The organism is Nocardioides marmoriginsengisoli, from assembly GCF_003725695.1.
GTDB lineage: Bacteria > Actinomycetota > Actinomycetes > Propionibacteriales > Nocardioidaceae > Marmoricola > Marmoricola marmoriginsengisoli.
In genome coordinates, this window is record NZ_RJSE01000007.1 from 1328129 (window position 1) to 1353802 (window position 25674).

Annotated in this window: 22 protein-coding genes; 12 read left to right on the plus strand and 10 right to left on the minus strand. The window is 70.8% G+C overall.

All coding sequences use genetic code 11. The features are described from left to right. The first annotated feature begins 29 nt into the window (after positions 1 to 29). Positions 30 to 830: an SDR family NAD(P)-dependent oxidoreductase gene (locus tag EFK50_RS14930; protein ID WP_123228297.1), complete on the plus strand. Its 801-nt coding sequence runs from the start codon at positions 30 to 32 to the stop codon at positions 828 to 830. Between the two features lie 10 nt (positions 831 to 840). Here EFK50_RS14930 and EFK50_RS14935 read toward each other — a convergent pair whose 3' ends face one another. Beyond that, on the minus strand, positions 841 to 2043 hold the full coding sequence (locus tag EFK50_RS14935) for an oxygenase MpaB family protein (protein ID WP_123228298.1): 1203 nt from the start codon (positions 2041 to 2043) through the stop codon (positions 841 to 843). Positions 2044 to 2100: 57 nt separating this feature from the next. Here EFK50_RS14935 and EFK50_RS14940 point away from each other — a divergent pair, with 57 nt between their 5' ends. Continuing rightward, complete coding sequence (locus EFK50_RS14940; protein WP_123228299.1) at positions 2101 to 2709, plus strand: TetR/AcrR family transcriptional regulator; 609 nt, start codon at positions 2101 to 2103, stop codon at positions 2707 to 2709. Here the strand turns inward: EFK50_RS14940 and EFK50_RS14945 are convergent, their stop codons facing one another. The 3 genes from EFK50_RS14945 to EFK50_RS14955 form a co-directional block, all read right to left on the minus strand. Beyond that, on the minus strand, positions 2710 to 4497 hold the full coding sequence (locus EFK50_RS14945) for an acetyl/propionyl/methylcrotonyl-CoA carboxylase subunit alpha (protein WP_123228300.1): 1788 nt from the start codon (positions 4495 to 4497) through the stop codon (positions 2710 to 2712). It abuts the gene before it with no gap. 92 nt (positions 4498 to 4589) lie between these two features. After that, entirely contained in the window at positions 4590 to 5039 is a 450-nt protein-coding gene (locus EFK50_RS14950) for a hypothetical protein (protein ID WP_123228301.1), read from the minus strand. Positions 5040 to 5063: 24 nt separating this feature from the next. Then, a complete protein-coding gene (locus EFK50_RS14955; protein WP_148046189.1) occupies positions 5064 to 5810 on the minus strand; it encodes a hypothetical protein in 747 nt (248 codons plus the stop codon). A gap of 65 nt (positions 5811 to 5875) precedes the next feature. On the opposite strand from EFK50_RS14955, the gene EFK50_RS14960 reads away from it, so the two are divergent. The 3 genes from EFK50_RS14960 (at position 5876) to EFK50_RS14970 (ending at position 8656) form a co-directional block, all read left to right on the plus strand. Beyond that, positions 5876 to 7069 carry an acyl-CoA dehydrogenase family protein gene (locus tag EFK50_RS14960; protein ID WP_123228303.1) on the plus strand — a complete coding sequence of 398 codons (1194 nt, stop codon included), beginning with the start codon at positions 5876 to 5878 and terminating at the stop codon, positions 7067 to 7069. Between the two features lie 105 nt (positions 7070 to 7174). Continuing rightward, positions 7175 to 8164 (plus strand): dTDP-glucose 4,6-dehydratase, encoded by a 990-nt coding sequence (gene rfbB / locus EFK50_RS14965; protein WP_123228304.1) that lies wholly within the window; start codon positions 7175 to 7177, stop codon positions 8162 to 8164. Positions 8165 to 8170: 6 nt separating this feature from the next. After that, entirely contained in the window at positions 8171 to 8656 is a 486-nt protein-coding gene (locus EFK50_RS14970) for a GtrA family protein (RefSeq protein WP_183407845.1), read from the plus strand. Between the two features lie 10 nt (positions 8657 to 8666). Here the strand turns inward: EFK50_RS14970 and rfbA are convergent, their stop codons facing one another. Genes rfbA through EFK50_RS14990 form a run of 4 tightly spaced genes read right to left on the minus strand, consistent with a single transcriptional unit; the run spans position 8667 to position 11971 of the window. Next, positions 8667 to 9542 (minus strand): glucose-1-phosphate thymidylyltransferase RfbA, encoded by an 876-nt coding sequence (rfbA, locus tag EFK50_RS14975; protein ID WP_123228306.1) that lies wholly within the window; start codon positions 9540 to 9542, stop codon positions 8667 to 8669. Between the two features lie 19 nt (positions 9543 to 9561). Further along, positions 9562 to 10176, minus strand: a complete 615-nt coding sequence (locus tag EFK50_RS14980; protein WP_123228307.1) for a Maf family protein — start codon at positions 10174 to 10176, stop codon at positions 9562 to 9564. Positions 10177 to 10178: 2 nt separating this feature from the next. After that, complete coding sequence (locus tag EFK50_RS14985) at positions 10179 to 10385, minus strand: acyl-CoA carboxylase subunit epsilon (RefSeq protein WP_123228308.1); 207 nt, start codon at positions 10383 to 10385, stop codon at positions 10179 to 10181. Continuing rightward, the gene (locus EFK50_RS14990; protein WP_123228309.1) at positions 10382 to 11971 is read right to left on the minus strand and encodes an acyl-CoA carboxylase subunit beta; all 1590 of its coding nucleotides are present in this window, start codon (positions 11969 to 11971) and stop codon (positions 10382 to 10384) included. The genes EFK50_RS14985 and EFK50_RS14990 overlap by 4 nt, the downstream gene beginning before the upstream one ends. A gap of 106 nt (positions 11972 to 12077) precedes the next feature. Here EFK50_RS14990 and EFK50_RS14995 point away from each other — a divergent pair, with 106 nt between their 5' ends. Genes EFK50_RS14995 through EFK50_RS15005 form a run of 3 tightly spaced genes read left to right on the plus strand, consistent with a single transcriptional unit; the run spans position 12078 to position 14382 of the window. Continuing rightward, positions 12078 to 12863, plus strand: coding sequence for a biotin--[acetyl-CoA-carboxylase] ligase (locus EFK50_RS14995; protein ID WP_183407846.1), 786 nt, complete (start codon positions 12078 to 12080; stop codon positions 12861 to 12863). 12 nt (positions 12864 to 12875) lie between these two features. Beyond that, positions 12876 to 13379 carry a PH domain-containing protein gene (locus EFK50_RS15000; RefSeq protein ID WP_123228311.1) on the plus strand — a complete coding sequence of 168 codons (504 nt, stop codon included), beginning with the start codon at positions 12876 to 12878 and terminating at the stop codon, positions 13377 to 13379. Then, entirely contained in the window at positions 13366 to 14382 is a 1017-nt protein-coding gene (locus tag EFK50_RS15005) for an adenylate/guanylate cyclase domain-containing protein (protein WP_123228312.1), read from the plus strand. Before EFK50_RS15000 ends, EFK50_RS15005 begins: the two co-directional genes overlap by 14 nt. A gap of 160 nt (positions 14383 to 14542) precedes the next feature. Here EFK50_RS15005 and EFK50_RS15010 read toward each other — a convergent pair whose 3' ends face one another. Next, positions 14543 to 15112, minus strand: coding sequence for a mismatch-specific DNA-glycosylase (locus EFK50_RS15010; RefSeq protein ID WP_123228693.1), 570 nt, complete (start codon positions 15110 to 15112; stop codon positions 14543 to 14545). A gap of 26 nt (positions 15113 to 15138) precedes the next feature. Here EFK50_RS15010 and EFK50_RS15015 point away from each other — a divergent pair, with 26 nt between their 5' ends. Both EFK50_RS15015 and purE read left to right on the plus strand, forming a co-directional pair. Then, positions 15139 to 16299, plus strand: a complete 1161-nt coding sequence (locus EFK50_RS15015) for a 5-(carboxyamino)imidazole ribonucleotide synthase (protein WP_123228313.1) — start codon at positions 15139 to 15141, stop codon at positions 16297 to 16299. Beyond that, a complete protein-coding gene (purE, locus tag EFK50_RS15020; protein ID WP_123228314.1) occupies positions 16296 to 16826 on the plus strand; it encodes a 5-(carboxyamino)imidazole ribonucleotide mutase in 531 nt (176 codons plus the stop codon). The genes EFK50_RS15015 and purE overlap by 4 nt, the downstream gene beginning before the upstream one ends. Here purE and EFK50_RS15025 read toward each other — a convergent pair. Beyond that, positions 16823 to 17239, minus strand: a complete 417-nt coding sequence (locus EFK50_RS15025; protein WP_123228315.1) for a CoA-binding protein — start codon at positions 17237 to 17239, stop codon at positions 16823 to 16825. The genes purE and EFK50_RS15025 overlap by 4 nt on opposite strands. Before the next feature lie 108 nt (positions 17240 to 17347). Here EFK50_RS15025 and EFK50_RS15030 point away from each other — a divergent pair, with 108 nt between their 5' ends. Next, positions 17348 to 18520 (plus strand): acyl-CoA dehydrogenase family protein, encoded by a 1173-nt coding sequence (locus EFK50_RS15030; RefSeq protein WP_123228316.1) that lies wholly within the window; start codon positions 17348 to 17350, stop codon positions 18518 to 18520. A 191-nt stretch (positions 18521 to 18711) separates the two neighbouring features. After that, positions 18712 to 25665 carry a DUF5979 domain-containing protein gene (locus EFK50_RS15035; RefSeq protein WP_183407847.1) on the plus strand — a complete coding sequence of 2318 codons (6954 nt, stop codon included), beginning with the start codon at positions 18712 to 18714 and terminating at the stop codon, positions 25663 to 25665. Positions 25666 to 25674 lie beyond the last annotated feature (9 nt).

Here is a 25674-nt window from a genome sequence, read left to right on the forward strand (position 1 = left end):
GCAGGGGCTCCTGGTCGTACCGTTCCGGTATGACCCTTCCCTCGCCCGGCGCCGACCGCGCCGCCGTCGTCACCGGTGCCTCCTCCGGGATCGGTGTCGAGTTCGCCCGTGACCTGGTCGCCCGCGGCCACCAGGTGGTCCTGGTGGCGCGCACCGAGTCCAAGCTGGCCGAGCTCGCCGAGGAGCTCGGCGACCAGGCGCACGTGCTGCCGGCCGACCTCTCCGACCGCTCCGCCCGGGCCGGGCTGCTGGACCGGATCACCGCGCTCGGCCTGGTCCCCGACATCCTGATCAACAACGCCGGGCTCTCCACCCTCGGCCCCGTGCACCGCAGTGATCCGGACGCCGAGCTGCGGATGGTCGAGGTCGACGTCCTGGCGGTCGTCGACCTGTGCAGCCGGTTCCTGCCGGGGATGGTCGAGCGCGGCTGCGGCGCCGTGCTCAACGTCGCCTCGACGGCCGCGTTCCAACCGCTTCCCGGCCAGGCGGGGTACGGCGCAGGCAAGGTCTTCGTGCTCTCCTACACCCAGAGCCTCTCGGCCGAGCTCAAGGGCACCGGGGTGAGCGCGACGGTGCTCTGCCCCGGCCCGGTGGACACCGGCTTCGGTGCGGCGGCCGGGTTCACCAAGGAGCAGGCCGACGAGGCGCTACCGGCGTTCATGTGGATCCCGGCGGACCGGGTCGCCCGGACCGCGCTGGACGGTCTGGACAGCGGCAAGCTGGTGGTGATTCCCGGCGTCGGCAACAAGGTCGGCGCCGCGTTCTCCAAGCTGGCCCCGCGCCGGCTCCTGCTGCCGATCCTCGCCAAGCAGCACCCCGGCCTCCCGTGAACCGCGGGCGCTAGGCGGGGACCGGGGCGATCGGCGGGCGGCTGCCGGCGTACTGGAGGCGCTCCATTCGGCCCAGGGCGCGCTCCGCGCGGCGATCCAGGAGGCCGGTCCCGCCGGGCAGCCTCCCGACGACGTGGGACCAGAGCACGTTCGAGACCACCCGGTACGCCGGATACCACGGCAACCGGGCCGGCTGCCCGACGTCCTTCATGCCGTAGCCGAGGTTCAGGTACGTCGCCATGCTCAGCGACCGCTCGCGCTCGTACCGGCGGCGCAGCGGGCTGATCCCGGGGGCGTGGTCGTGCATCCCGATCAGGCCGGCGCCGAGCAGCTTGCTGGACTCCTCGGGCGCGGAGAACCCGGCGATCACGTTGCCCAGGACCCGGCGGCCGATCCGCTCGGTGCGCGGCAGCCAGCGCTCCTCGACCCCCATCAGCCAGCCGACGTACGACCACAGGTGCATGATCGCGTCGGCATCGGCGGCCGGGATCCGGATGCCGAGGGAGCGCGCCTGGAGCAGGTAGCTGGTGCTGAACGACCCGATGGTGCCGGCCTGGTCGTGGGCGTTGATCGGGACGCCGCGGAACTCCGCGTCCCAGCTCGGGTCGCGCTCGAGCTGGTAGTTGACGAAGCCGTGCATGGCGCGGACGTGCACGCTCAGCTTCCATCCCTCGCCGTCGCGCTGCATCCCGCCGGGGGAGGTGCAGGCCAGCCACCACTGGCCGGTCTCGCCGACCCGCTGCAGGGTCATCTCGCCGATCCGGCCGGTGCGGACCAGCGGTTGCAGCGCCCCGCCGCTGCGGTAGCCGCCGAGCAGCGAGCCGAAGGCGAGGATGTCGAACCCGTCCTTGCCGATCCGGCGGGCGGCGGCACCGCCGCGCTCGAGCAGCTCGTCGTCGACCCAGTCGGGCCGCGCCTCGAGCGCGGCGAAGAAGCGGGTGAGCGCGGCGGGCGCGTCCGGCTCGACGCCATCGGCGAGCGCGGCGCGGAACTGCGGCATCGTGACCGCGTGCTCCTCCCGGACCGCGCGCACCAGGTCGGCCGCGAGCTCGTCGCGGCGGAGCAGTGCCGACTCCAGGTCGGCGAGCTCCTCGCCGCGCATCCGGGCACCGCGCCCGGCGAGGGCGAGCATCGGCTTGGCGAACCGCTCGGACCACTCGGTCGCGGAGCGGTAGCGCGTCGGGAGGGCGGGCGAAGTCACGTCTGCGGACATGCCTCTACGATAAAGTGAGCAAATGCTCAGGTTCTACTCGCGTTCTGCGGGAGTGTCGTGACGGTCGCGCGGCGGCGGAAGGCCCCGGTCCAGGCGCGTTCGCGCGCGATGGTCGAGCAGATCCTCGACGCCAGCATTCGCGTTCTCTCGACCAGCGGCTATGCCCAGATGAGCACGAACCGGATCGCTGACGAGGCGGAGGTGAGCGTCGGATCGCTCTACCGGTACTTCGCCGACAAGGACGAGATCTTCGACGAGCTCCGGGCGCGGGTGACCGACGCGATCCTCGGCGACCTCACCGGAGCGATCACCGACGCCGCCGGCCGGCCCCCGTACGACGGGGTGCGCGCCGTCGTCGCCGCGCTGGTGGCGTCGCTGCAGCGGCACGAACCGGTGATGCGCGCGCTGGTCAACGAGCTGCCCCTCGGGACCCAGTCCAACGTGCTCCCGGAGATCGAGCGCGGGCTGGCCCAGTTCACCCGGATCTACGCCGTCCAGCAGCTGCCGGACCTGCCGCGCGCCGAGCTCGACGCCCGGATCTACCTGGCGATGGGGGTGACCCTCAACAGCTGCCTGCGGATCGCCCTGGAGCGCCCCGCCGACCTCGACGAGGACCACCTGATCGACCTGGTCGCCGGGATGCTGGCGATCGGGCTGACGGCCTGATCAGTCCTTGATCTCGCACAGGACCTCGCCGTTGCTGACGGTGACGCCGACCTCGGCGCTTAGGCCGGTGATCGTCCCGGCCTTGTGCGCCTTCAGCGGCTGCTCCATCTTCATCGCCTCGAGGACCACCACGACGTCGCCCTCGGCCACGGTGTCACCCTCGGCGACGGCGACCTTGACGATGGTGCCCTGCATCGGGCTGGTCACGGCGTCGCCCGAGGCGGCCGCACCGGCCTTCTTGCCGGCCGCGCGCTTGGGCTTCTTGGCACCGCCCGCGGGAGCGGAGCCGATGCCGCCGAGACCGGCCGGCAGGACGACCTCGAGGCGGCGGCCGCCGACCTCGACGGTGACCTTCTGGCGCTCGCCGGCTTCCTCGGCCTCACCCGCGGCGCCGCCGTACGGGGTGATGGTGTTGTCGAAGTCGGTCTCGATCCAGGTCGTGTAGACGTCGAAGGACCCCTCGCCCGAAGGGTTCGACGCCGCGACCCAGGCCGGGTCGCGGGTGATGACCTCGTGGAAGGTGATCGCGGTCGGCATCCCGTCGACCTCGAACTCGGAGAGCGCGCGGCGCGAGCGCTCGATCGCCTGGGTGCGGTCGCGACCGGTGACGATCAGCTTCGCGATCAGCGAGTCGAAGGCGCCCGGGACGGTCTCGCCCTTGTCGTAGCCGCCGTCGACGCGGACGCCGGGGCCCTGCGGCGGGTTCCACTCGGTCAGCGTGCCGGGGGCGGGCATGAAGTTGTTGCCGCCGTCCTCGGCGTTGATCCGGTACTCGATCGAGTGGCCGATGATCTCCGGGTCGTCGTACCCGAGCTCCTCGCCGGCCGCGATCCGGAACATCTCCCGGACCAGGTCGATCCCGGTGACCTCCTCGGAGACGCAGTGCTCGACCTGGAGGCGGGTGTTGACCTCGAGGAAGGAGATGGTGCCGTCGGCGGCGACCAGGAACTCGCAGGTCCCGGCGCCGACGTAGCCGGCCTCCTTGAGGATCGCCTTCGAGGAGTCGTAGAGGCGCTTGACCTGGTCGTCGGTCAGGAACGGCGCGGGGGCCTCCTCGACCAGCTTCTGGTGGCGACGCTGCAGCGAGCAGTCCCGGGTGGAGACCACCACGACGTTGCCGTGGGAGTCGGCCAGGCACTGGGTCTCGACGTGCCGCGGCTTGTCGAGGAACTTCTCGACCAGGCACTCGCCGCGGCCGAAGGCGCTGATCGCCTCGCGGGTCGCCGACTCGTACAGCTCGGGGATCTCCTCGAGGGTGCGGGCCACCTTCAGGCCGCGCCCGCCGCCGCCGAAGACCGCCTTGATCGCGACCGGCAGGCCGTGCTCGGTGGCGAAGGCGACGATCTCGTCGGCGTCCTTGACGGCGTCCTTGAGGCCGGGCGCGAGCGGGGCTCCGGCGGCCAGGGCGATCTGCTTGGCCTTGGCCTTGTCTCCGAGTCCCTCGATCGCGTCGGGGGAGGGGCCGATCCAGATCAGCCCGGCGTCGATGACGGCCTGGGCGAAGAGCGCGTTCTCGGCGAGGAAGCCGTAGCCGGGGTGCACCGAGTCGGCGCCCGACTCCTGGGCGACCTTGATGATCTTCTCGATGTCCAGGTAGGTCTCGGCCGGCGTGGCGCCGCCGAGGGCGTAGGCCTCGTCGGCGAGCCGCACGAACAGCGCGTCCCGGTCCGGGTCGGCGTACACGGCGACGCTGCCGATCCCGGCGTCCTTGCACGCGCGGACGACGCGGACAGCGATCTCGCCGCGGTTGGCGATCAGAACCTTCTGCAACGGACGAATCTCGGGCACGCTCAACTCCTGAAGTCTGAAGAATCCTTCGGGAGTCTATTGGTCCCGGGGGCCGGTCGGTCTCGGGGTCTCAGTTACCGGCGCGTAGCCGGTCAGGAGCCGGGCTTGTAGACCATCAGGAAGACGATCCCGGCGAAGATCAGGCCGACGATGCCGCCGGAGGCCGCCACCTTGCCGACCATCGCGTCCACCGCCTCGCCGGCACCGATCCTGGTGGTGGCCTGCTGCAGCGCGGGGGCGATCACGCCGAGCGCCAGGCCGACGGCGACCAGCCAGAGCAGCGCCGAGAGCCAGATCCAGGCCTCGCTGAACTCGGCGACCTTGCCGGGGCCGTACGGGTTGTCCATCGACATCACGCCGAAGCCGAAGACGACCACGGCGAGCGAGACGTAGGAGTACAACGTCACCGTGCGGGCCGCTGCCGCGGTCGCGCCGGCGTCCGCGGTGCGCAGTCCCCGCGAGGCGGTGGTGGCGGCGTGGACCAGCGGCCCGATCGCGAAGATCGCGGTCAGCAGGTGCAGGGCGAAGAGGATCTTGAACACGGGCTCACCCTACTCGGGCGTCGTTCAGGCTCCCGCGGACATCAGTGCGTCGAGGTCGACGGCCTTCAGGTCGAGCGGCTCCAGGTCGGGGACGTCCTTGCCGTCCAGGATCGGCGAGAGCCGGTCGAAGGCGCGCTGGGCGAGTGCGTCCGCCTCGGGCCCGACCTCCTCGGCCATCGTCACGAACCCGACGACGGTGACGTGGTTGCCGAGCTGGATGGCGCTGAACCGCAGGCTGAACGGGATGGTCAGCGTCTGCACCGTGATCGATCCGGCCGCCTCCAGGTTCATCTGGCCGGTCGCGTCGGCGTCGGTCTCGCGGGTGTCGCTGCTGACAGCGAGCTGGATCCGGGCGCCGTCCTCGTCGGTGACGTCGACCGACTTGCAGCTGGAGACCGCCTTGCCGAGGTCGGTGAGGACCTTGGCCGCGTCGGCGTCGCTCTTGAAGGCCCCGACGGTGTTGAAGACACCGGGGAGCTCGGGCTCGGCCTTCGCCTCGAAGGAGATCTCCTCGTCGCGCTCCGGGTCGTTGCTGTCGCCGCCGAGCTCGTCCAGGCCGTCGAGGCAGCCGAGCTCCTGGTCGCTGTCGTCATCGTCGTCGGACTCGTCGACCTTGAACGCCGACCCGACGTCGTCCAGCGAGATCAGCGACGACTTGAGGTCGGCGCGGCTGAGCATGGTGGTCGCGTCGTCGTCCTCGGAGCTGCCGCAGCCGGCGAGGGCGGTCACGGCGAGCAGGGACAGCAGGGAGAGCGTGGTCCGGGTGCGCATGGCCATACTTTGGGGGATCGGGTCCAGGGTTAACAAACGCTAACTTCACCGACTAGGATTGGTTCATGAGCTTCCAGCTGTCGACCGAGCACGAGCAATTCCGACGTACCGTCCGGGACTTCGCCGAGAAGGAGGTCGCGCCGCACGCCGCCCAGTGGGACCGCGACCACTACTTCCCGGTCGAGCTGGTGCAGAAGATGGGCGACCTCGGTCTGTTCGGGCTGACCAGCCCCGAGGAGTACGGCGGCGCCGGGCTGACCGGCGAGGACGGCGGCTTCACCAGCCTCTGCCTCGCGATCGAGGAGCTCGGCCGGATCGACCAGTCGATCGGGATCACCCTGGAGGCGGCCGTCGGGCTCGGTATCAACCCGATCCTCACCTACGGCACCGAGGAGCAGAAGCAGCAGTGGCTGCCCGACCTGGTCGCCGGCCGGACCCTCGCCGGTTTCGGCCTGACCGAGCCGGGCGCGGGCTCGGACGCCGGCGCCACCAAGACCCGGGCCGAGCTCGCCAACGGGGAGTGGGTGCTCAACGGGGCCAAGCAGTTCATCACCAACTCCGGCTCGAGCCTGACCTCGGTGGTCGCGGTCACCGCGCGGACCGGCACGGTCACCGACTCGAAGGGCAACGAGAAGGCGGAGATCTCGGCGCTGCTGGTGCCCGCGGGCACTCCCGGCTTCACCGCCGAGAAGGCCTACGACAAGCTCGGCTGGCACGCCTCGGACACGCACCCGCTCTCCTTCGACGACGTGCACGTCCCGGCCGCCAACCTGCTCGGCGAGCGCGGTCGCGGCTACGCCCAGTTCCTGGCGACGCTCGACGACGGCCGGGTGGCGATCGCCGCGCTCGCGGTCGGGCTGCTGCAGGGCTGCCTCGACGAGTGCGTCCGGTACGCCGGCGAGCGCACCACCTTCGGGGTGCCGATCGGCCGCAAGCAGGGCGTCGCGTTCCAGATCGCCGACCTCCAGGTGATGCTCGAGGCCAGCCGGCTGCTCACCTACAAGGCCGCGGCCATGAAGGACGCCGGGAACACCGGCCCGGCCTTCAAGCAGGCGGCGGCGATCGCCAAGCTCTACGCCACCGAGTCCGCGGTCACCGGGACCCGGATCGCGACCCAGGTGTTCGGCGGCTACGGCTTCATGGAGGAGTACCCGGTGGCGCGCTTCTACCGGGACGCCAAGATCCTGGAGATCGGTGAGGGCACCTCCGAGGTGCAGCGGATGCTGATCGCGCGGGGGCTCGGCCTGCCGGTCGAGTAGGCCCCGTCGGGGGTTCGCCGATGGGTTCTCAGGGGGGTTCTCCGGGTGCCGGGGCGCGCCGAAGGTTAGTCTGCGGCGTGTACTCGGCTGGCGGGAAGGAATCTGATGAGGCTCTTGGTCACTGGTGGTGCCGGTTTCATCGGTAGCCACTACGTGCGCTCGGTGCTGACCGGCGCCTGGGGCGGACCGGTTCCCGACCAGGTTGTCATGCTGGACAAGTTCACCTACGCCGGCAACCGGGCGAACCTGGCTCCGGTGCTCGACGACCCGCGGCTGGAAATCGTCGAGGGCGACATCCTGGACCGCGAGCTGGTCGACGCGCTGATCGCCCGCGTCGACGCGGTCGTGCACTTCGCGGCCGAGAGCCACGTGGACCGCTCGATCCTGGGCGCCCGCGACTTCGTGATGACCAACGTGGTCGGCACCCAGACCCTGCTGGACTCGGCGCTGGCGCTCGGCATCGACAAGTTCGTGCACGTCTCCACCGACGAGGTCTACGGCTCCATCGACGAGGGCAGCTGGGACGAGTCCGAGCCGTTGCTGCCGAACTCGCCGTACTCCGCGTCGAAGGCGTCCAGCGACCTGCTCGCCCGGGCCTACTTCCGCACCCACGGCCTGCCGGTCTGCATCACCCGCTGCTCGAACAACTACGGGCCGTACCAGTACCCGGAGAAGGTCATCCCGCTCTTCGTCACCCACCTGGTCGACGGCGCGAACGTCCCGCTCTACGGCGAGGGCACCAACGTCCGCGACTGGCTGCACGTCGACGACCACTGCCGGGGCATCCACCTGGTGCTGGCCGGCGGGCGCGCCGGTGAGGTCTACAACATCGGCGGCGGCACCGAGCTGACCAACAAGGAGCTGACCGGGCTGCTGCTCGAGGCCACCGGCGCCGGCTGGGAGCGCGTCGACCGGGTCGCCGACCGGCTCGGCCACGACCGGCGCTACTCGGTCGACATCTCCAAGATCGCCGGCGAGCTCGGCTACAAGCCGGAGGTCGGTTTCGAGCAGGGGCTGGCCGACACGGTGCAGTGGTACCGCGACAACCGCGACTGGTGGGAACCGCTCAAGAAGAGCGCATCGGCGAAGGGCTGAGCGCTGGTGGGTCGACGTCTACGCCGTGTCTCCGGGGAGATCGCACGATTCTCCGCGGTCAATGTTGTCGCGACCATCATCGCGCTGATCATCTTCAACCTGCTCGTGCACGGCGTGAAGGGCTGGTTCGACGGGCCCGGGCACGACCGGCCGCTGACGGTCTACCTGATCGCCAACAGCGTCGGCATGTTCGTCAGCTACTACGGGAGCCGGTACTACGCCTTCCGGCACCGGCACGCGGCCGGACCGGGAGGCGGGCTGCTGATCTACGTCGTCATCAACCTGACGTCGTTCGTGATCCCGATCAGCTGCCTGTGGATCTCCCGCAACGTCTTCGAGTGGTCCTCGATCTACGCGGACAACATCGCCGGCAACGTGGTCGGCGCGATCCTCGGCAACATCTTCCGCTTCTACTTCTTCCGCCGGTTCGTCTTCACCAAGCACCCGACCGGCGTCCGGCCCAAGCAGGTCCCGGCCGAGCCCCAGGCCTGAGCCCGGCCCGTCAGCGGTAGGCGTCGAGCTCGAGCAGCTGGAGCAGGTACTCGCCGTACCCGGACTTGGCCAGCTTCTCGCCGCGGAGCCGGAGCTCGTCGTCGCTGAGGAACCCCTGGCGCCAGGCGACCTCCTCGGGAGCGCCGACCTTGAGGCCCTGGCGCTTCTCGACGGTGCGGATGTAGTTGCTGGCCTCGTTGAGGGTCTCGAAGGTGCCGGTGTCGAGCCAGGCGGTGCCGCGGGGGAGCACCTCGACCCGCAGCCGCCCCTGCTCGAGGTAGGCCCGGTTCACGTCGGTGATCTCGTACTCGCCGCGGTCGGACGGCTTGAGGTCCTTGGCGATCTCGATGACGTCGTTGTCGTAGAAGTACAGGCCGGGGACGGCGTAGTGGCTGCGCGGGTTCGCCGGCTTCTCCTCCAGCGAGATCGCGTTCCGGTCCTGGTCGAACTCGACGACGCCGTAGTCCTGCGGCTCGGCGACCCAGTAGGCGAAGACGGTGGCGCCGTCCACGTTCTGGATCTCCTTGAAGTTCCGGCCGAACGTCGGGCCGTGGAAGAGGTTGTCGCCCAGCGCCAGGGCGCAGGTCTCGGAGCCGACGAACTCCTCGCCGATGGTGAACGCCTGCGCCAGGCCCTCGGGCTTCGGCTGCTGGGCGTAGCTGATGTTGATCCCGAACGAGCTGCCGTCGCCGAGGAGCTCCTCGAACCGGCTCGCCTCCTGCGGGCTGGTGATGATCAGGATGTCGCGGATGCCCGCCATCATCAGGGTCGACAGCGGGTAGTAGATCATCGGCTTGTCGTAGACCGGGACCAGCTGCTTGCTGGTCACCAGGGTGATCGGGTGAAGTCGGGAGCCGGTACCTCCGGCCAGAATGATTCCGCGCATGGGCGTCAGTATTCCGTGTTCAGGAGTGGCCGTTGGCAGGACGCCAGAACTCGTGCCACACAAAGCCCAGTTCGTCGAACATCAGCCGCAGCAACGGGACGCTGATGCCGACGACGTTGTGCGGATCGCCGGTGATCCCGGACACGTAGGCGCCGCCGAGACCGTCGAGGGTGAAGGCGCCGGCGACCCGCAACGGCTCACCGGTCGCGACGTAGGCGTCGATCTCGTCGTCGTCGAGGTGGGCGAAGCGGACCTGGGTCGCCGCCGAGCGGCCGAGCCAGACCTCCCGGTGGGTGTCGATCAGGCAGTGCCCCGTGTGCAGCACGCCGGCCTTGCCGCGCATCCGCTGCCAGCGCTCGGTGGCGTCGGCCGCGTCGTCGGGCTTGCCGAGGACCTCGCCCTCGAACTCGAGCACCGAGTCGCAGCCGATCACCAGCGCCCGCGGCTGGTCGGCCGCGACCGCGACCGCCTTGAGCTGGGCCAGCTTGAGGGCGTACTCGGCCGGCTCGAACACCTCGACCTCGTCCTCGTCGACCCCGCTGACGATCACCTCGGGGTCGAGCCCGGCAGCCCGCAGCGTCGCCAGCCGAGCGGGGCTGGCGGAGGCGAGGATCAGCCGGGTGGGGGCGCCCATGACTAGCGGGACTGGCCGCTCGCGCGCCAGCCGCCGGGTCCGTGCGGGTGCGCCGGGCGGAGCCGGCGCTGGTGCGAGGCCCACGCGGCGACCGGCTTCTTCGCCGGCGCGGCAGCCGAACCCATCGCCGAGAACACCGCGACCAGGGCCGCGATCTCCTCGGGAGTGGCGTCCGGGGTGACGACCCGCAGGACCGGCTGCTCGCTCACAGCGGGATGTTCCCGTGCTTGCGCGGCGGCAGCGTCTCGCGCTTGCTGGCCAGCAGCCGCATCGCCCGGACGATCTCGACCCGGGACTCGTGCGGGGCGATCACGGCGTCGACGTAGCCGCGCTCGGCCGCGATGTACGGGTTGGCGAGGGTGTCGTCGTACTCGGTGATCAGCTCGGCGCGCCGGGCCTCGACGTCGCCGCCGTCCTTCTCGACCTGCGCCAGCTCCTTGCGGTGGATGATGTTCGCCGCGCCGGAGGCGCCCATCACCGCGATCTGGGCGGTCGGCCAGGCCAGGTTGATGTCGGCGCCGAGGTGCTTGGAGGCCATCACGTCGTACGCGCCGCCGTACGCCTTCCGGGTGATCAGGGTGATCAGCGGGACGGTGGCCTCCGCGTAGGCGTAGATCAGCTTGGCGCCGCGGCGGATGATGCCGTTCCACTCCTGGTCGGTGCCGGGCAGGAAGCCGGGGACGTCGACCAGGGTGATCACCGGGATGTTGAAGGCGTCGCAGGTCCGGACGAAGCGGGCGGCCTTCTCGGAGGCGTCGATGTCCAGGCAGCCGGCGAACTGCATCGGCTGGTTGGCGACGATGCCGACCGACTTGCCCTCGACGCGGCCGTAGCCGATCAGGATGTTCGGGGCGAACAGCGGCATCACCTCGAGGAACTCCTGGTCGTCCAGGATCGCCTCGATGACCTCGTGCATGTCGTACGGCTGGTTCGGGGAGTCCGGGATGATCACGTCGAGCGAGCGGTCCAGGTCGCTGACCTCGAGGTCGGCGACGTCGTCGTACGACGGCACCTCGTCCAGGTTGTTCTGCGGCAGGTAGCCCAGCAGTGCCTTGACGTACTCGATCGCGTCGTCCTCGTCCGCGCCCATGTAGTGCGCGTTGCCGGACTTGGTGTTGTGGGTCCGGGCGCCGCCCAGGTCCTCCATCGTGACGTCCTCGCCGGTGACGGTCTTGATCACGTCGGGCCCGGTGATGAACATGTTCGAGGTGCCGTCGACCATGATCGTGAAGTCGGTGACGGCCGGCGAGTAGACGTGGCCGCCGGCGCACGAGCCCATGATCAGGCTGATCTGCGGGATGACGCCCGAGGCGTGCACGTTGCGGCGGAAGATCTCGCCGTACAGGCCGAGGCTGACGACGCCCTCCTGGATCCGGGCGCCGGCGCCTTCGTTGATGCCGATGATCGGGCAGCCCATCTTCATGGCCAGGTCCATCACCTTGGTGATCTTCTCGCCGTACACCTCGCCGAGCGAGCCGCCGAAGATGGTGAAGTCCTGGGAGAAGACGCAGACCTGGCGGCCGTCGATGGTGCCGAAGCCGGTGATCACGCCGTCGCCGTACGGACGGTTCTTCTCCAGCCCGAAGGCCACCGAGCGGTGCCGGGCGAGCTCGTCGAGCTCGACGAAGGAACCCTCGTCGAACAAGGTCTCGATGCGCTCGCGGGCGGTCTTCTTGCCCTTGGCGTGCTGCTTCTCGACGGCCTTGTCGGAGGCGGCGTGCACGGCCAGGTCGATGCGACGCTCCAGGTCGGCGAGCTTGCCGGCCGTGGTGTGGATGTCGATGTCGCTCGGCACCTCGGTGCCCTGCCCTGGAACTGCGCTCACGCTGACGACTCCTTTTCACTGGCCCCCAGGAGGTGCGGGTGGCCCAACGGGTGGAACGTGGGCCAATCTAGTGGGTATGTCGACACCTGAACCCGCCTGGTCACCCCTCGAACTCGACGCACTCTCCGCCGCGGCCGGTCCGGGCTGGTCGGTGACGTTGCACGGGACCGCCGCCTCGACCAATGCGCTGGCCGCCCAGGATCCGGTCGCGGACACCATCGTGGTGGCCGATCACCAGACCGCCGGGCGCGGCCGGCTGGACCGTTCCTGGGAGACCCCGCCCGGTTCGGCGCTGACCTTCTCGGTGGTCGTCGACCCCGGGATCGCCGACCACGACTGGCCCCTGCTCCCGCTGGCGGTGGCGCTCGCGGTGGCCGACGGGGTGCGCCGCGAGGCGGACGTCCCGGTCGTCCTCAAGTGGCCCAACGACCTGCTGGTGCGCTCGTCGGCGGGGGACGATCTCAAGGTCTGCGGGATCCTGCTCGAACGGGTCCAGAGCGCCGCCGGGGTGCCGCTGGCGGTGATCGGGATCGGGATCAACGTCGGGCTGCGGGCCGAGGACCTGCCGGTGCCGACCGCGACCTCGCTGGCGATCGCCGGCTCCTCGGTGAGCCGCACCGCCGTCTTCGGGTCCGTGGTGCCGGCGCTCGCGACGATCCTGGACGCGCTGCGGACCGAGCCGGGTGCGGTCCTGGAGCGGTACCGCACCGAGTGCGACACCATCGGCCGGGAGGTGACCGTCAGCCTCCCCGACGGCGAGGAGCTCACCGGCACCGCGACCGGACTGGACCGGAGCGGCCGGCTGCTGGTCGGGGAGCGTCCGATCGGTGCCGGAGACGTCGTGCACGTGCGCCCCACGTGACATGATTCGCGGGTGGTCAACAAACACCTGAATCCGGGCGAGAAGATCGTCTTCACGACGCGCACGCACGTGAAGGCCGTGGTGGTGCCGTCCTTGATCCTGATCGTCATCGCCGGTGTCGGCGGATTCCTGCTCAGCAAGGTGCCGGACATCACCGACGAGCACCGCGGCATCGGGTACGGCGTGGTGCTGGCGATCATGGCCGTGCTCGCACTGATCTTCTTCGTCTGGCCGTTCCTGACCTGGCTGACCGCGACCTACACGGTGACCAACCGGCGGCTGACCACCCACCAGGGCGTGATCACCCGGACCGGCCACGACATCCAGCTCGCCCGGATCAGCGACGTCTCCTACGAGAAGGGCCTCCTGGACCGGATCCTCGGCTGCGGCACGCTGGTCATCTCCGACGCGAGCGACCTGGGTGTGAAGCTCCCCGACGTCCCGAAGGTGGAGGAGCGTCAGCGGATCATCGCGGACCTGCTGTTCCAGGGCGCCAACGACAATGACGGGACCTGATCCCACGGCTGAGTCCCCGGACGGCCTCTCGATCTCGGACCTGGAGACGGCGATCCTCGGTGAGGCGCCGACGATGCGGGCCGGCGAGGTCGCGGAGGCGGCGGGGGTCAGCGGCGACGACGCCCGCCGGCTCTGGCGGGCACTCGGCTTCCCGGACGCCGGCGACCAGCCTGCGTTCAACTCGGCCGATCGCGAGGCCCTGGAGCTCGTCACCCGGACCGTCTCCGACTCCGGCATCGACTTCGAGACGATGCTTCGGCTCACCCGGGCGATCGGGCACACCGTCTCCCGGCTCGCCGACTGGCAGATGGCGACCGTCTCGACCGCCCTGGAGGAGTTCGCCAGCGGCGACCTGTCCTCGCCGGAGGCCCTCCAGACCGCGCTCGACCTGGTCGAGAACCAGGTGCCGAACTTCGACCAGCTGCTGGTCTACGCCTGGCGCCGGCACCTGGCCGCCGCGGTCAGCCGGATCGAGGTCCTCGGCGCGAACGACGACGACCTGCACGTGCCGCAGGCGACGGTCGGGTTCGCCGACCTGGTCTCGTTCACGGCGCTGAGCAACGAGCTGGACGAGCACGAGATCGGCGAGCTGGTCGAGGTCTTCGAGACCCGCTGCTCGGACGTGATCGCGGACCACAACGGGCGGGTGATCAAGACCCTCGGCGACTCGGTGCTGTTCATGGAGGCGGACCCGGTCCAGGCGATCGACATCGCGCTGGACATCATCGGCGTGATCGGCGGCGACGAGCGGCTGCCCGACGTTCGGCTCGGACTGGCGACCGGGCCGGTGGTGCTCCGGATGGGCGACGTCTACGGCCCGCCGGTCAACCTGGCGGCGCGGTTCACCACGGTGGCCCGGCGCAACCGGGTGATCATCGACCAGCGCACCGCCGAGCTGCTGCCCGCGGTCGCCTTCGAGACCCGGCCGCTGCCGGCGCGCCCGATCCGCGGCTTCGGCGATCTTGAGCCGTTCACGGTACGCCGCACCCGCCCCCGCCACTGAGCGCCGCCATGCGCGGCACCGGGCCGCGTTGTCGTCGGTCGACAGCCCGCTCCGCAGGGCAGGCTGCATTCCTTGGTCCTTCCCTCCTCCGCCTTGCCCTGCACCACGCCTGACGACGCTCAGACGACGCCGCCACGCGCGGCACCACGCCTGGCGACGCTCAGACGAGAATCCCGGCCTCGAGCGCGGGCTCCCGGTAGGCAGCAGCCAAGGAGGCGGTGGTCGCGCTCGCGTTGAGTCCGGACGGGTTCGGCACCACCCAGAGGACCGAGCCGCCGAACGTCCCGGGTTGGCGGCCCACCTTCGCCGCCGGGACCTTGAACGCGGTCCGGTAGGCCGTGATCCCGGCGATCGCCACCACCGTCGGACGGCGCTCGGAGACGAACCGGTGCAGCGCCGCGCCACCGGCCCGGAGCTCGGCGGCGCTCAGCTCGTCGGCCCGCGCGGTCGCGCGCCGGACCACGTTGGTCAGGCCGAGGCCCCGACCGGTGAAGTGGTCCCGGTCCTCGGCGTCCATGCCGGCGGCCGGGTCGATCGGCCGGGTGATGATGCCGGCGGCGTACAGCGCCGGGTAGAAGCGGTTGGTCGGGTGCGCGAAGTGGGTCTGGACGGCGGCGGTCCACAGCCCCGGGTTGATCCCGACGAAGAGCAGCCGCAGGTCCGCGCCGTACAGGTCGGGCACCTCGGTGTCGCGGAAGGCGTCCAGTTCGGCACGGGTGAAGGCAGCCACCCGCACAGCCTAGATAGGCTCCTTCCGTGACCGACGCGCTCGCCCCCAAGGTCGCCGTCATCGGCGGCGGACAACTGGCCCGGATGATGGCGGAGCCGGCCGCGGCGCTGGGCATCCCGCTCCGGCTGCTCGCCGAGGCCGAGGGCGTCTCCGCGGCCCAGGTGATCGTCGACCACGAGATCGGCGAGCACACCTCGCTCGCGGACCTGCGCCGGATCACCGCCGGCTGCGTCGCGGTCACCTTCGACCACGAGCACGTCCCGACCGAGCACCTGCACGCGCTGGAGGCCGACGGCCTCGCGGTGCGGCCGGGGCCGGACGCCCTGGTGCACGCCCAGGACAAGGGCGTGATGCGCGAGGCGCTCGCCAAGCTCGACGTGCCCTGTCCCCGGAACGCGATCGTCGAGTCCACCGCCGAGGTCGTCGACTTCGGCCTCCCGTGCGTGCTCAAGACCACCCGCGGCGGGTACGACGGCAAGGGCGTCTGGTTCGTGCGTTCCGCCGAGGACTGCGCCGAGGCCTTCGAGGCCGCGGCCGCTGCCGGTGTCCAGGTGCTCGCCGAGGAGCTCGTCGACTTCCGCCGCGAGCTCTCCGCGCTGGTCGCCCGCTCGCCCTCCGGTCAGGTGGCGGCCTGGCCGGTCGTGGCCTCGGAGCAGCGCGACGGGATCTGCCGCGAGGTGATCGCCCCGGCGCCGGACCTGGCCCCGGAGCTCTCCACCCAGGCCCAGCAGATCGCGATGAAGGTCGCGGGCGAGCTCGGTGTCGTCGGCGTGCTCGCGGTCGAGCTCTTCGAGACCAACGACGGCCGGATCCTCGTCAACGAGCTGGCGATGCGGCCGCACAACACCGGGCACTGGACCCAGGACGGCTCGGTGACGTCGCAGTTCGAGAACCACCTGCGGGCGGTCCTGGACCTGCCGCTCGGCGCTCCCGATGCGCGAGCCCCCTGGACGGTGATGGTGAACATCCTCGGTGGCTCGTCCGACACGGCGCGCCTGTACGACGGTTACCCGCACGCACTCGCCCGGGACCCACGGCTCCGGGTGCACCTGTACGGCAAGGGGATGCGCCCTGGCCGCAAGGTCGGTCACGTGAACGCGTACGGCGACGACCTCGAGGACTGTCTTGAACGCGCCCGCCATGCGGCAGCATGGTTCGCAGGCGACCTAGGAGAAGAGAGCGAATGAACCCCGTTGTAGGCCCTGTTGTAGGCATCGTGATGGGCTCCGACTCGGACTGGCCCGTGATGAAGGCGGCCGCCGAGGCGCTTGCCGAGTTCGACATCGCCTTCGAGGCCGACGTGGTCTCCGCGCACCGGATGCCGGACGAGATGCTGACCTACGGCCGCGAGGCCGCCGGCCGCGGGCTGAAGGCGATCATCGCCGGAGCCGGGGGAGCGGCCCACCTGCCGGGCATGCTGGCCGCGGTCACCCCGCTGCCGGTGATCGGCGTCCCGGTGCCGTTGAAGTACCTCGACGGGATGGACTCGCTGCTCTCGATCGTCCAGATGCCGGCCGGGGTCCCGGTCGCCACCGTCGCGATCGGCAACGCCCGCAACGCCGGCCTGCTCGCCGTCCGGATCCTGGCCGCCGGCGACGACGCGCTCCAGCAGAAGATGGTCGAGTTCCAGGAGTCGCTGCGCACGGTCGCGCACGACAAGGGCAAGGTGGTCCGTGACCAGGCCGCGAGCGGCCCGCGGAAGCTGGGCTTCTAGCTCCCTCGCTTGCGCCACTCGATCATCGGGCAGGTGTCCATCACCATCCGGACTCCCGCCGCGCTGGTCCGGGTGAACGCCTCGGGGTCGACCACGCCGAGCTGGAACCACACCCCGCCCGCCCCGATTGCGACGGCCTCGTCGGCGTACGGGCCGGCCGCTTCGGACCTCCGGAAGACGTCGACCACGTCGATCGGGAACGGCACCTCGGCCAGCGACGCGTAGCCCTGCTCGCCGAGGACGGTGGGTGCGTCGGGGTGGATCGGGACGATCCGCTTGCCGGCCCGTTGCAGGGCGGCGGCGATCTGGTAGGCGGTCCTGCTCGGATCTCCGGAGAGCCCGACGATCGCCCAGGTCTTGCCTTCGTCGAGCATCCAGTCGACGTCCTCGCGCTGCTGCCAGTCGGTGGTCATGCCGGTGCAACGCCGCGCGCTGCGGCGCTGTTCCGGGGCCCGCGGGTGAGTCCGAGATCACGGCTCCAGGGGTTAGCGGACGTTCACCCGAGATTTAGTATGGACCCCATGGATTCTGACTTCCCGCTGTACGGCCTGTCCGAGGAGCACCGCGAGATCCGCAAGGCGGTCCGTGACATCGCCGAGGCGAAGATTGCGCCGTACGCGACGGCCGTCGACGAGGAGGCGCGCTTCCCGGTCGAGGCGGCGCAGGCCCTGCTGGAGACCGACTTCCACGCCCCGCACGTGCCCGAGCAGTACGGCGGCGCCGGTGCGGACGCGCTCGCCACCGTGCTGGTGATCGAGGAGATCGCGCGAGTCTGCGTCTCCTCCAGCCTGATCCCCGCGGTGAACAAGCTCGGCTCGCTGCCAGTGCAGATCGCCGGCTCCGAGGAGCTGAAGGCGACGTACCTGACCAAGCTCGCGAAGGGCGAGGGCGGCTTCTCCTACTGCCTGTCCGAGCCGGACGCCGGGTCGGACGCCGGCGGGATGACCACCCGCGCGGTCCGTGACGGCGACTTCTACGTCCTCAACGGCGTGAAGCGCTGGATCACGAACGCGGGCGAGTCCGAGTACTACACGGTGATGGCGGTGACGAACCCCGACTCGCGCACCCGCGGCATCTCGGCGTTCGTCGTCGAGAAGGCCGACGAGGGCGTCTCCTTCGGTGCGCCGGAGAAGAAGCTCGGCATCAAGGGCTCGCCGACCAAGGAGGTCTACCTCGACAACGTCCGGATCCCCGCGAGCCGGATGATCGGCGCCGAGGGCACCGGCTTCGAGACCGCGATGCGGACCCTGGACCACACCCGGGTCACGATCGCCGCCCAGGCGGTCGGCGTCGCCCAGGGAGCGCTCGACTACGCGCTGGAGTACGCCGCGGAGCGCAAGCAGTTCGGCAAGTCCATCTCCGAGTTCCAGGGGATGCAGTTCCTGCTCGCCGACATGGGCATGAAGGTCGAGGCCGCCCGGCAGATGACCTACGCCGCCGCCGGCCGCTCGGAGCGCCAGGACCACGACCTGACCTTCTTCGGTGCCGCCGCCAAGTGCTTCGCGAGCGATGTCGCGATGGAGGTCACCACCAACGCGGTCCAGGTGCTCGGCGGCTACGGCTACACCCGGGACTACCCGGTCGAGCGGATGATGCGCGACGCCAAGATCACCCAGATCTACGAGGGCACCAACCAGGTCCAGCGGATCGTGATGGCCCGCCAGCTGATCGCCGGGGTGCAGGCCGAGCTCTGAGCCTCGCGGCCGTGAATCCTGAATATCGAGAACATCACATCTCGTAAAGCCGGATTTAGTCCCTTCCTCCCCAAAACGCCCGATATAGTCCTCGGCGTGATGCGTCCTGGTACTGGAACCGGGGCGCGACCTGCATGCCTGACGTCGGCTGGCCGTGCTGTGTATCTCGGGGGGCCGGCAAGGAGTTCGGCGTGTCTGCAGGTGTGCACAAGCGGGTCAAGCGGGTTAAGCGGATCAGTGTCTTCAGCGTCTTCCTGATGGTCCTCGGGGCCGTCTCGATGGGCTCGGTACTCACCCCGGCCCACGCTGCCGACGAGCTGCTCCAGGTCGTCAAGCTGGTGGACAACGCCACCCCGGAGCCCGGGGAGACGTTCACGTACACGATCCAGATGACCTGCTCCGAGCAGGACTGCCTGGACGCCCAGCTGACCGACGTGCTCCCGGCGGGCCTCGAGGGCTTCGGCATCGACAACGCCACCTTCACCCCGAACGCCGCGACCGTTCCGCGCTCGGTGACCTGGACTCCCGGGAACACCACTACGCCGCCGGCGACCGTGCAGCCGGGGACCGGGTTCACCGTCGACTTCCAGCAGGGGACCGACGACCCGGTCGGTACCGGCCTGGTGGCCGGGCAGACCTTCACCGTGACGCTCTCCCTGCGGGTGCCCGACGACTACCCGCCGGGCTCGGGCCCGGACATCGTGAACACCGCGCGCGCCACCGCGACCAACTCGGACCCGGCGCAGAGCAGTGCGACGGTGAACATCGACTCCGAGATCCGGATCGCCGTCGCCGTCGACAAGACCTGGGCGCCGGCCACCCAGTCCTTCCTGCCCGGTGCGGTCTCGACGATCGGGCTCTCGGCACGGAACACCTCGAACGTCCCGGTCGACACGATCACGATCCAGGAGCCCAAGGCCGCTCCCGACGGCGCCGCCGAGCTCGACCCGAGCAACCCGTTCACGATCACCGACTTCACCGGGTTCGACGACGTGTCCCTGCCGGCCGGCTTCACCGGCGTCCAGGTGGACGCCTACGTGTTCTCCGGGAGCACCTGGTCGTGGGTTGCCGGCGACCCGATCGCCACCCCGGGGGCGCTCGCGCTTCCCGACGGCGTCACCAAGGCGGAGGTCGGCGGCGTCCGGATCACCTGCACCGGCACGATCGCGCCCGGAGCCACCATGTCCCTGGACCTCGGGCTCGAGCAGCGGGCCACCGACCGTGACGACGACTCCGACCTGTCCACGGCGGCGCACCGCGTCGACAACGTGGCCACCGGATCGGTCGACGCGGACGGCCAGGACCCGGCCACCGACGACGGCGCGGCGACGCACGCGATCGCACCGCTGATCCCGTCGGTCGATGCCTCCAAGAACATCACCCCGGCCCGGATCACCGCCGGGCAGAGCAGCACCGCCACCATCGCCGGGACCAACGGTGACGACCCGGTCACCCGGTTGCACATCGCCGACTTGGATTTCTTCACCGAGGACATCGTGTTCGGCGGCTTCACCGCGCCTCCCACCTGGCCGGACGCCGCCAGCACGGCCACGATCGTCTACCACCACCTCGACGGTTCCTCGGAGACGGTGGACTTCGACGAGGGCGACCTCCCGGCGGACCCGAGCGAACCGATCTCCGGGTTCGAGATCACCTGGACCGGCCCGATCGCGCCCAGCGAGAGCGGCGGGGCGGCCTTCCGGATCGACACCACCGAGGACGCCACCGGCGGCGCCCCCGAGCTCTCCCTGACGAACAAGGTCGACGCCGACGTGACCGCGGCGAACGGACTGACCGACGACGCGACCGCCAGCGACGGCCTGGAGATCACCGACCCCAGCGTCGACGTGACCCTGACCAAGAAGGTGCGTCCCTCCAGCGCGGTCGAGCCGGGCGAGACGGTGATCTCCTCGCTGACGACCCGGGCCACCGCGACCGGTGACGGGGCCGTCGTCGAGGACATCGTCATCGAGGACGCCTGGGCGGAGGACTGCTCCGGGTTCTGGAACGCCTTCGACGCGACCGCGATCGCGCCGACCCAGGTGCCAGCGGGCGCCGAGCTGACCGTCGAGTTCCAGGCCCCGGACGGCAGCTGGCAACAGCTGGCGGTCTACGGCCCCGAGCCGACCGCCACCGTCTTCGAGCTCGCGGCGATCCCCGCCGTCGCCCAGGGCATCCGGTTCAGGCTGCACGACGCCGACGGCTTCCCGGCGGACACCACGGTGACGCCGAACATCGTCTTCGCCGCGCGCGCGGACCTTCGGGACCCGTCCTGCCCCGACCCGCAGCCGGACACCCCGACGACGTACGTCAACGCCGCGACCGCCGACGTCGCCGGGACGACCGCGGGCGGCAAGAACCTGACCGCGGACGACGACGACACCGACGACGCGACCGTCACCTACCCGGCGGACGGCGGCGACGGGCCGGGGCCGGACGTCGACGTGGACAAGGCCTGGGACCGGATCGCGGTCAGCTCGCAGTCCGGTGAGCAGGCCGGTACGACGCTCACCTGGGACGTCACCGCCGGGTTCGGCTCGGTGCTGATCTCCGACGCCGCCACCGACCCCGCGACCGCCGACGTCGCCGGCACCGTCTTCGACGCGTTCGACCTGCTCCGGGTCGGCCACGCCGACGCCTCGGACGAGCCGTACTCCAAGGGCTGGTACCTCAAGTACGACACCGTCACCAAGGTCGAGCTCTTCCGCGGCGGCGGCTGGCAGGAGGTCGCCGCGCCCGGCGGCTCCTGGATGCGCGCCGACCGCGGCTTCAAGGGCTACTCGCTCACCGGTCCCGAGTCGGCCGGCACCACCGGCGTCCGGTTCACCCTGACCGAGACCGCCGCGGACACGGCCGCGCGCACCGCGGCCCGTCAGCCCGGCGCCGCCTTCGACCCGTTCGCACCCGCACCCGGCTCCGGGGTCGGCTCCGGGAGCAGCCCCCGCTCCTTCGACCTGGGCTGGCAGGTCCGCGACAAGACCCGCTCCGACGGCGGGTTCGTGATCGAGGACCGGGTGTTCAACAGCGCCGACGAGGGCGTCGTGACCAACACCGTCGCGATCGAGGGCACCCCGATCGGCGGTGGCACCGTCGACCGGGAGACAGCGGCCGACACCATCCAGATCCTCGACCCGGACCCGGTCGTCGAGGTCACCAAGTCGGTCACGCCGACCGCCAACATCCACACGCCGCCGACCGGGACGCCCGCTGCCGAGTACCCGACGGCGACCTGGACGATCAGCGGCCACAACGGGTCCGTCGCGCGCGCGTCGTACGTCCGGATCACCGACCCGGCCACCTGCACCGACACCGCGCTGGGTGGCTGCCAGAGCGCCGGTACGCCGGCCGGTGCCCTCGCGAACCCGTTCGCCCTCGCGCGCGACTACCTGACCGACGCGGGCGCGCCGAACCCGTTCGAACGGTTCGACGTGCGCGGCCTGGCCATCGCGGCGAGCATCCCCGGCCAGGTGGACCTGGCCGCGACCAAGGTCTGGCTGCTCCGCTTCGAGGCCGGGACCTACACGCACGAGGAGACCACCGCGGCCGCGGTGAACGCGATGACCCCGGCGCAGCTGGCGACCGTGGTCGGCTTCAGCGTCACCTTCCAGGACACCGATCCGGCCACCTCGGGCGGCACCCTCACCCAGGACAACGACCTCACGATCACCGTCGACTCCCGGTTGCGGGCGACGTTGCGCAGCAGCGGCGCTCCCCAGGTGCTGCCGGCCCCGTCCACCCACGACGTCACCAACCGGGCCTTCGCCCAGTCCTACGACCCGGTCGGCAACCCCGGCACGGTCACCGGTGACGTCGACGACGCCACCACGGTGCTGACCGGCGGCATCGTCAACATCGCGCCGACCAAGTCGGTGTCGCCGGCGACGATCACCGAGCCGAAGCACGACGCCGGCGACGACCAGGTCACGGTCGTCCTGGGCGCCAACCAGGGCGCGAACCCGCGGAGCACGCTCTCCCCGGCACGCGTCGTGATCGAGGACCAGGCCGACTCCCCGGAGTTCTGGAACGCCTTCGACTTCACCGGGCTGGGGGTGATCTCGTTCCCGAGCGGCGCGAACCGCGTCCAGGTCGACCTGTACGACGGCACCACCTGGCACGAGGGCACGGCCGGCTCGACCGCGGTGCTCCCGGGCGGGGTGGCGAACGCCGACGTCCAGGGCATCCGGTTCACCTTCACCCGTGCCGACGGCGGGCTGTTCTCCTCGGCGGTCCCGGCTCAGAACTGGTCGGCCAGCGCGGCGATCACGGTGGACCTGCGGTCGTCGTACCGGGACTCGGGGGAGCAGGTCGACTTCCCGAGCACGGTGCGCAACACCCAGACGTCGCAGTCCTTCCGGCCCGACGGCAACGACTCGGACCCGGTCGACGCGACGGCCACCGTCACGCTGACCCCCGGGACCCACGAGCTCGAGGTCAACAAGCTCACCAACGACGGCAACCGGCTCGCCTCGGTCGGCGACGCGGTCCCGTTCAAGCTGACCCTGCGCAACTCGGGGACCGGCTACGTCACCCTGGCCGAGCTGCGCGACGCGCTGCCGTCCCAGCTCACCTACACCGGAGACCCGGCCCCGACCTTCACCGGATCTCCGCAGGGGACCCTGGGTGAGAACGTCGACGTCGCGGCCAGCCCGGACGGGTCGGCGCTGACCTTCGCCTGGCCCGAGGGCGGCCGGCGGATGCAGCCGGGGGAGACGTTCACGATCCATCTCTCCCTGGTCCTTCAGCCGGGCCTGGGCACCGGGCAGACGGCCACGAACACCATCACCGCGCAGACCGAGGAGCCGCTGACCCGTTGCGCGAACACGGCGTCCGGCGGCTCGATCACGACGGACTGGTCGACGGATCCGTACACCTGCGGAACCAGTGACTTCGTCGGCGTCGTCACCGGCCCGAACCTCTACACCGTGAAGGGGGTCCGAGGCTCGCTCCCGGGCGCCTACCAGCCGGGCAGCCCGGCGGCGGTCTGCACCCAGAACCTGACCGCGACCGGCGGCAGCTACTTCCGGTCGCCGTGCGTCGCGAACAGCCAGCTCGGCGGGACCGACGACTGGGTGCTCAGCACCGCCAACGCCGGCACCGTGAACGTCGACGAGATGACGATCTTCGACCAGCTCCCGGTCGCCGGGGACCGGCAGATCATCTCCGGCGCGTCCCGCGGGTCGCAGTACCGGCCCGAGCTGGTGGCCGGGTCGCTGAACGTCGCGGCCCCGGCCGGGACCACGGTCACGACCCAGGTCACCACCAGCGCCGACGTGTGCGTCGGCACCTGGACCAACCTGACCACGCAGCCGGTCTGCGAGCAGCAGGGCGAGAGCTGGACGACCGCTGACGGCAGCACCGACTGGTCGAAGGTCACCGGCCTCCGGGTGCACCTGGACTTCACCACGACCGCGAGCGGCAACCTGCGTCCGGGTCAGTCCGCAGACGTGACCTACTCGACGACCAACGAGCCGCGCACCGATGCGGACCCGAGCGGGGCGTCCACCGTCGTGCCGGCGGCGGACCAGCTCGCCTGGAACCAGTTCGGCGTCAAGTTCCGCTACAGCGGCGTCGGCCAGTTCAGCAAGATCGCGCCGAGCCGGGTCGGGGTGCACCTGCGCTTCGGGTCGATCAAGGTCGTCAAGGAGATCACCGGTCCGGCGGCGCAGTACGCCGCGGACGAGTTCCGTGTCGAGGTCGCCTGCACCGTCGGTGACGTCGCGCTGGACCTCGGCTCCGATGCCGTGGTCGAGCTGAACGAGGGCAACGACTTCGAGGTCCGGATCGACGGCATCCCGCTCGGGGTCGACGGCACCGAGTGCGTCGTCACCGAGCAGGGCGACGTCGGCGAGTTCGGCGAAGCGTCCCGGACCGGGTCCCCGGCGACGTTGCTGATCACCCAGCCGACCGACCCGTCGCGGCCGATCGAGGGCCAGGCGGTGCCGGTGGCGCAGGTCGCCACGATCACCAACGACTACCGCTACACCGGCCTGTCGGTGACCAAGCGGGTCGTCACGACGGCGACCACCCCGGTGCTCGGTCCGTTCACCTTCACGCTGTCCTGCACGACGGCCACCGGCATCCCGGTGACCTTCGACGACGACGGCACGACCGAGATCGAGTTCGTCCTCGAGGCGGGCCAGACCTACGACGCGCCCGCGAACCGGATCCCGGTCGGCGCGGCGTGCGAGCTGACCGAGACGGACACGTTCTTCGCCGGCGAGATCGTGGTCACCGGTGACGACGTCGCGGACAACGGCGACGGGACCGCGACGATCACCCCGGGGATCGACCCGGCCGAGGTCGTGGTCGCGAACGCCTACGACGCCGGCACGGTGACGCTGGAGAAGGTCGTCGACGGGGACGGAGCGGCGCGCTACGGCACCGGTGTCTTCGGTTTCGTGGTGACCTGCGACTTCCACGGCCGCAACGCCTTCGACGACGAGGTCGCGCTCCGGGCCGGTCAGTCCCGGACCCTCGGGCCGTTCCCGGTCGGGACCGTGTGCACCGTCGCGGAGCCCCGGACCGCGGGTGCGACCACGAGCGTGCTCGACCCGGCGGACGGCGTGGTCACGATCGCCGCGCCGCTGCCGGACGAGGCGGTCTCCCAGGTCAAGGTCACCGCGACCAACACGTTCGACCTCTCCTCGATCGACGTCCGCAAGGTCGTCCGCGGCGACCGGTCGGCCGAGGGTGCCGCCGGTCCCTTCCGGGTCGGACTCGTCTGCACCTGGCAGGTCGACGGCGTCACCACCCCGGTGACGATCCCCGGCGGCTCGGAGCGCCGGCTCAGCCGGGCGAACGGCTACCGGGCGTCGTACGCCGACCTGCCGGCGGCCGCGCGCTGCCGGCTGACCGAGCTGACCGTGCTGCCGCGGGTCTCGACCGAGGTGACCGCCGACGTCAACGGCGAGGTCACCACCGTCGACGGTCGCTCGGTGGCGATCGACCTGGGGAAGACCGACGGGCCGGGTCAGGCCTCGGTGACGGTGGTCAACACCTTCGCCGGGCCGTCGATCCACCCGCCGACCGACGGGGGACTCCCGAACACCGGGGCCCCGTTCGGTCGGGGACTGCTCCCCGCCGGGGTGCTGCTCCTGGTCGCCGGACTGGGTGCCGTCCTGTGGTCGCGACGGGCGAGGGCCTGACCCGTAACC

Coding starts and splice junctions, on each gene's coding strand:
- EFK50_RS14930 (WP_123228297.1), top strand. CDS start 30: ATGACCCTTCCCTCGCCCGGCGCCGACCGCGCCGCCGTCGTCACCGGT.
- EFK50_RS14935 (WP_123228298.1), bottom strand. CDS start 2,043: ATGTCCGCAGACGTGACTTCGCCCGCCCTCCCGACGCGCTACCGCTCC.
- EFK50_RS14955 (WP_148046189.1), bottom strand. CDS start 5,810: ATGCGCACCCGGACCACGCTCTCCCTGCTGTCCCTGCTCGCCGTGACC.
- EFK50_RS14960 (WP_123228303.1), top strand. CDS start 5,876: ATGAGCTTCCAGCTGTCGACCGAGCACGAGCAATTCCGACGTACCGTC.
- rfbB (WP_123228304.1), top strand. CDS start 7,175: ATGAGGCTCTTGGTCACTGGTGGTGCCGGTTTCATCGGTAGCCACTAC.
- rfbA (WP_123228306.1), bottom strand. CDS start 9,542: ATGCGCGGAATCATTCTGGCCGGAGGTACCGGCTCCCGACTTCACCCG.
- EFK50_RS14980 (WP_123228307.1), bottom strand. CDS start 10,176: ATGGGCGCCCCCACCCGGCTGATCCTCGCCTCCGCCAGCCCCGCTCGG.
- EFK50_RS14995 (WP_183407846.1), top strand. CDS start 12,078: ATGTCGACACCTGAACCCGCCTGGTCACCCCTCGAACTCGACGCACTC.
- EFK50_RS15005 (WP_123228312.1), top strand. CDS start 13,366: ATGACGGGACCTGATCCCACGGCTGAGTCCCCGGACGGCCTCTCGATC.
- purE (WP_123228314.1), top strand. CDS start 16,296: ATGAACCCCGTTGTAGGCCCTGTTGTAGGCATCGTGATGGGCTCCGAC.
- EFK50_RS15025 (WP_123228315.1), bottom strand. CDS start 17,239: ATGACCACCGACTGGCAGCAGCGCGAGGACGTCGACTGGATGCTCGAC.
- EFK50_RS15030 (WP_123228316.1), top strand. CDS start 17,348: ATGGATTCTGACTTCCCGCTGTACGGCCTGTCCGAGGAGCACCGCGAG.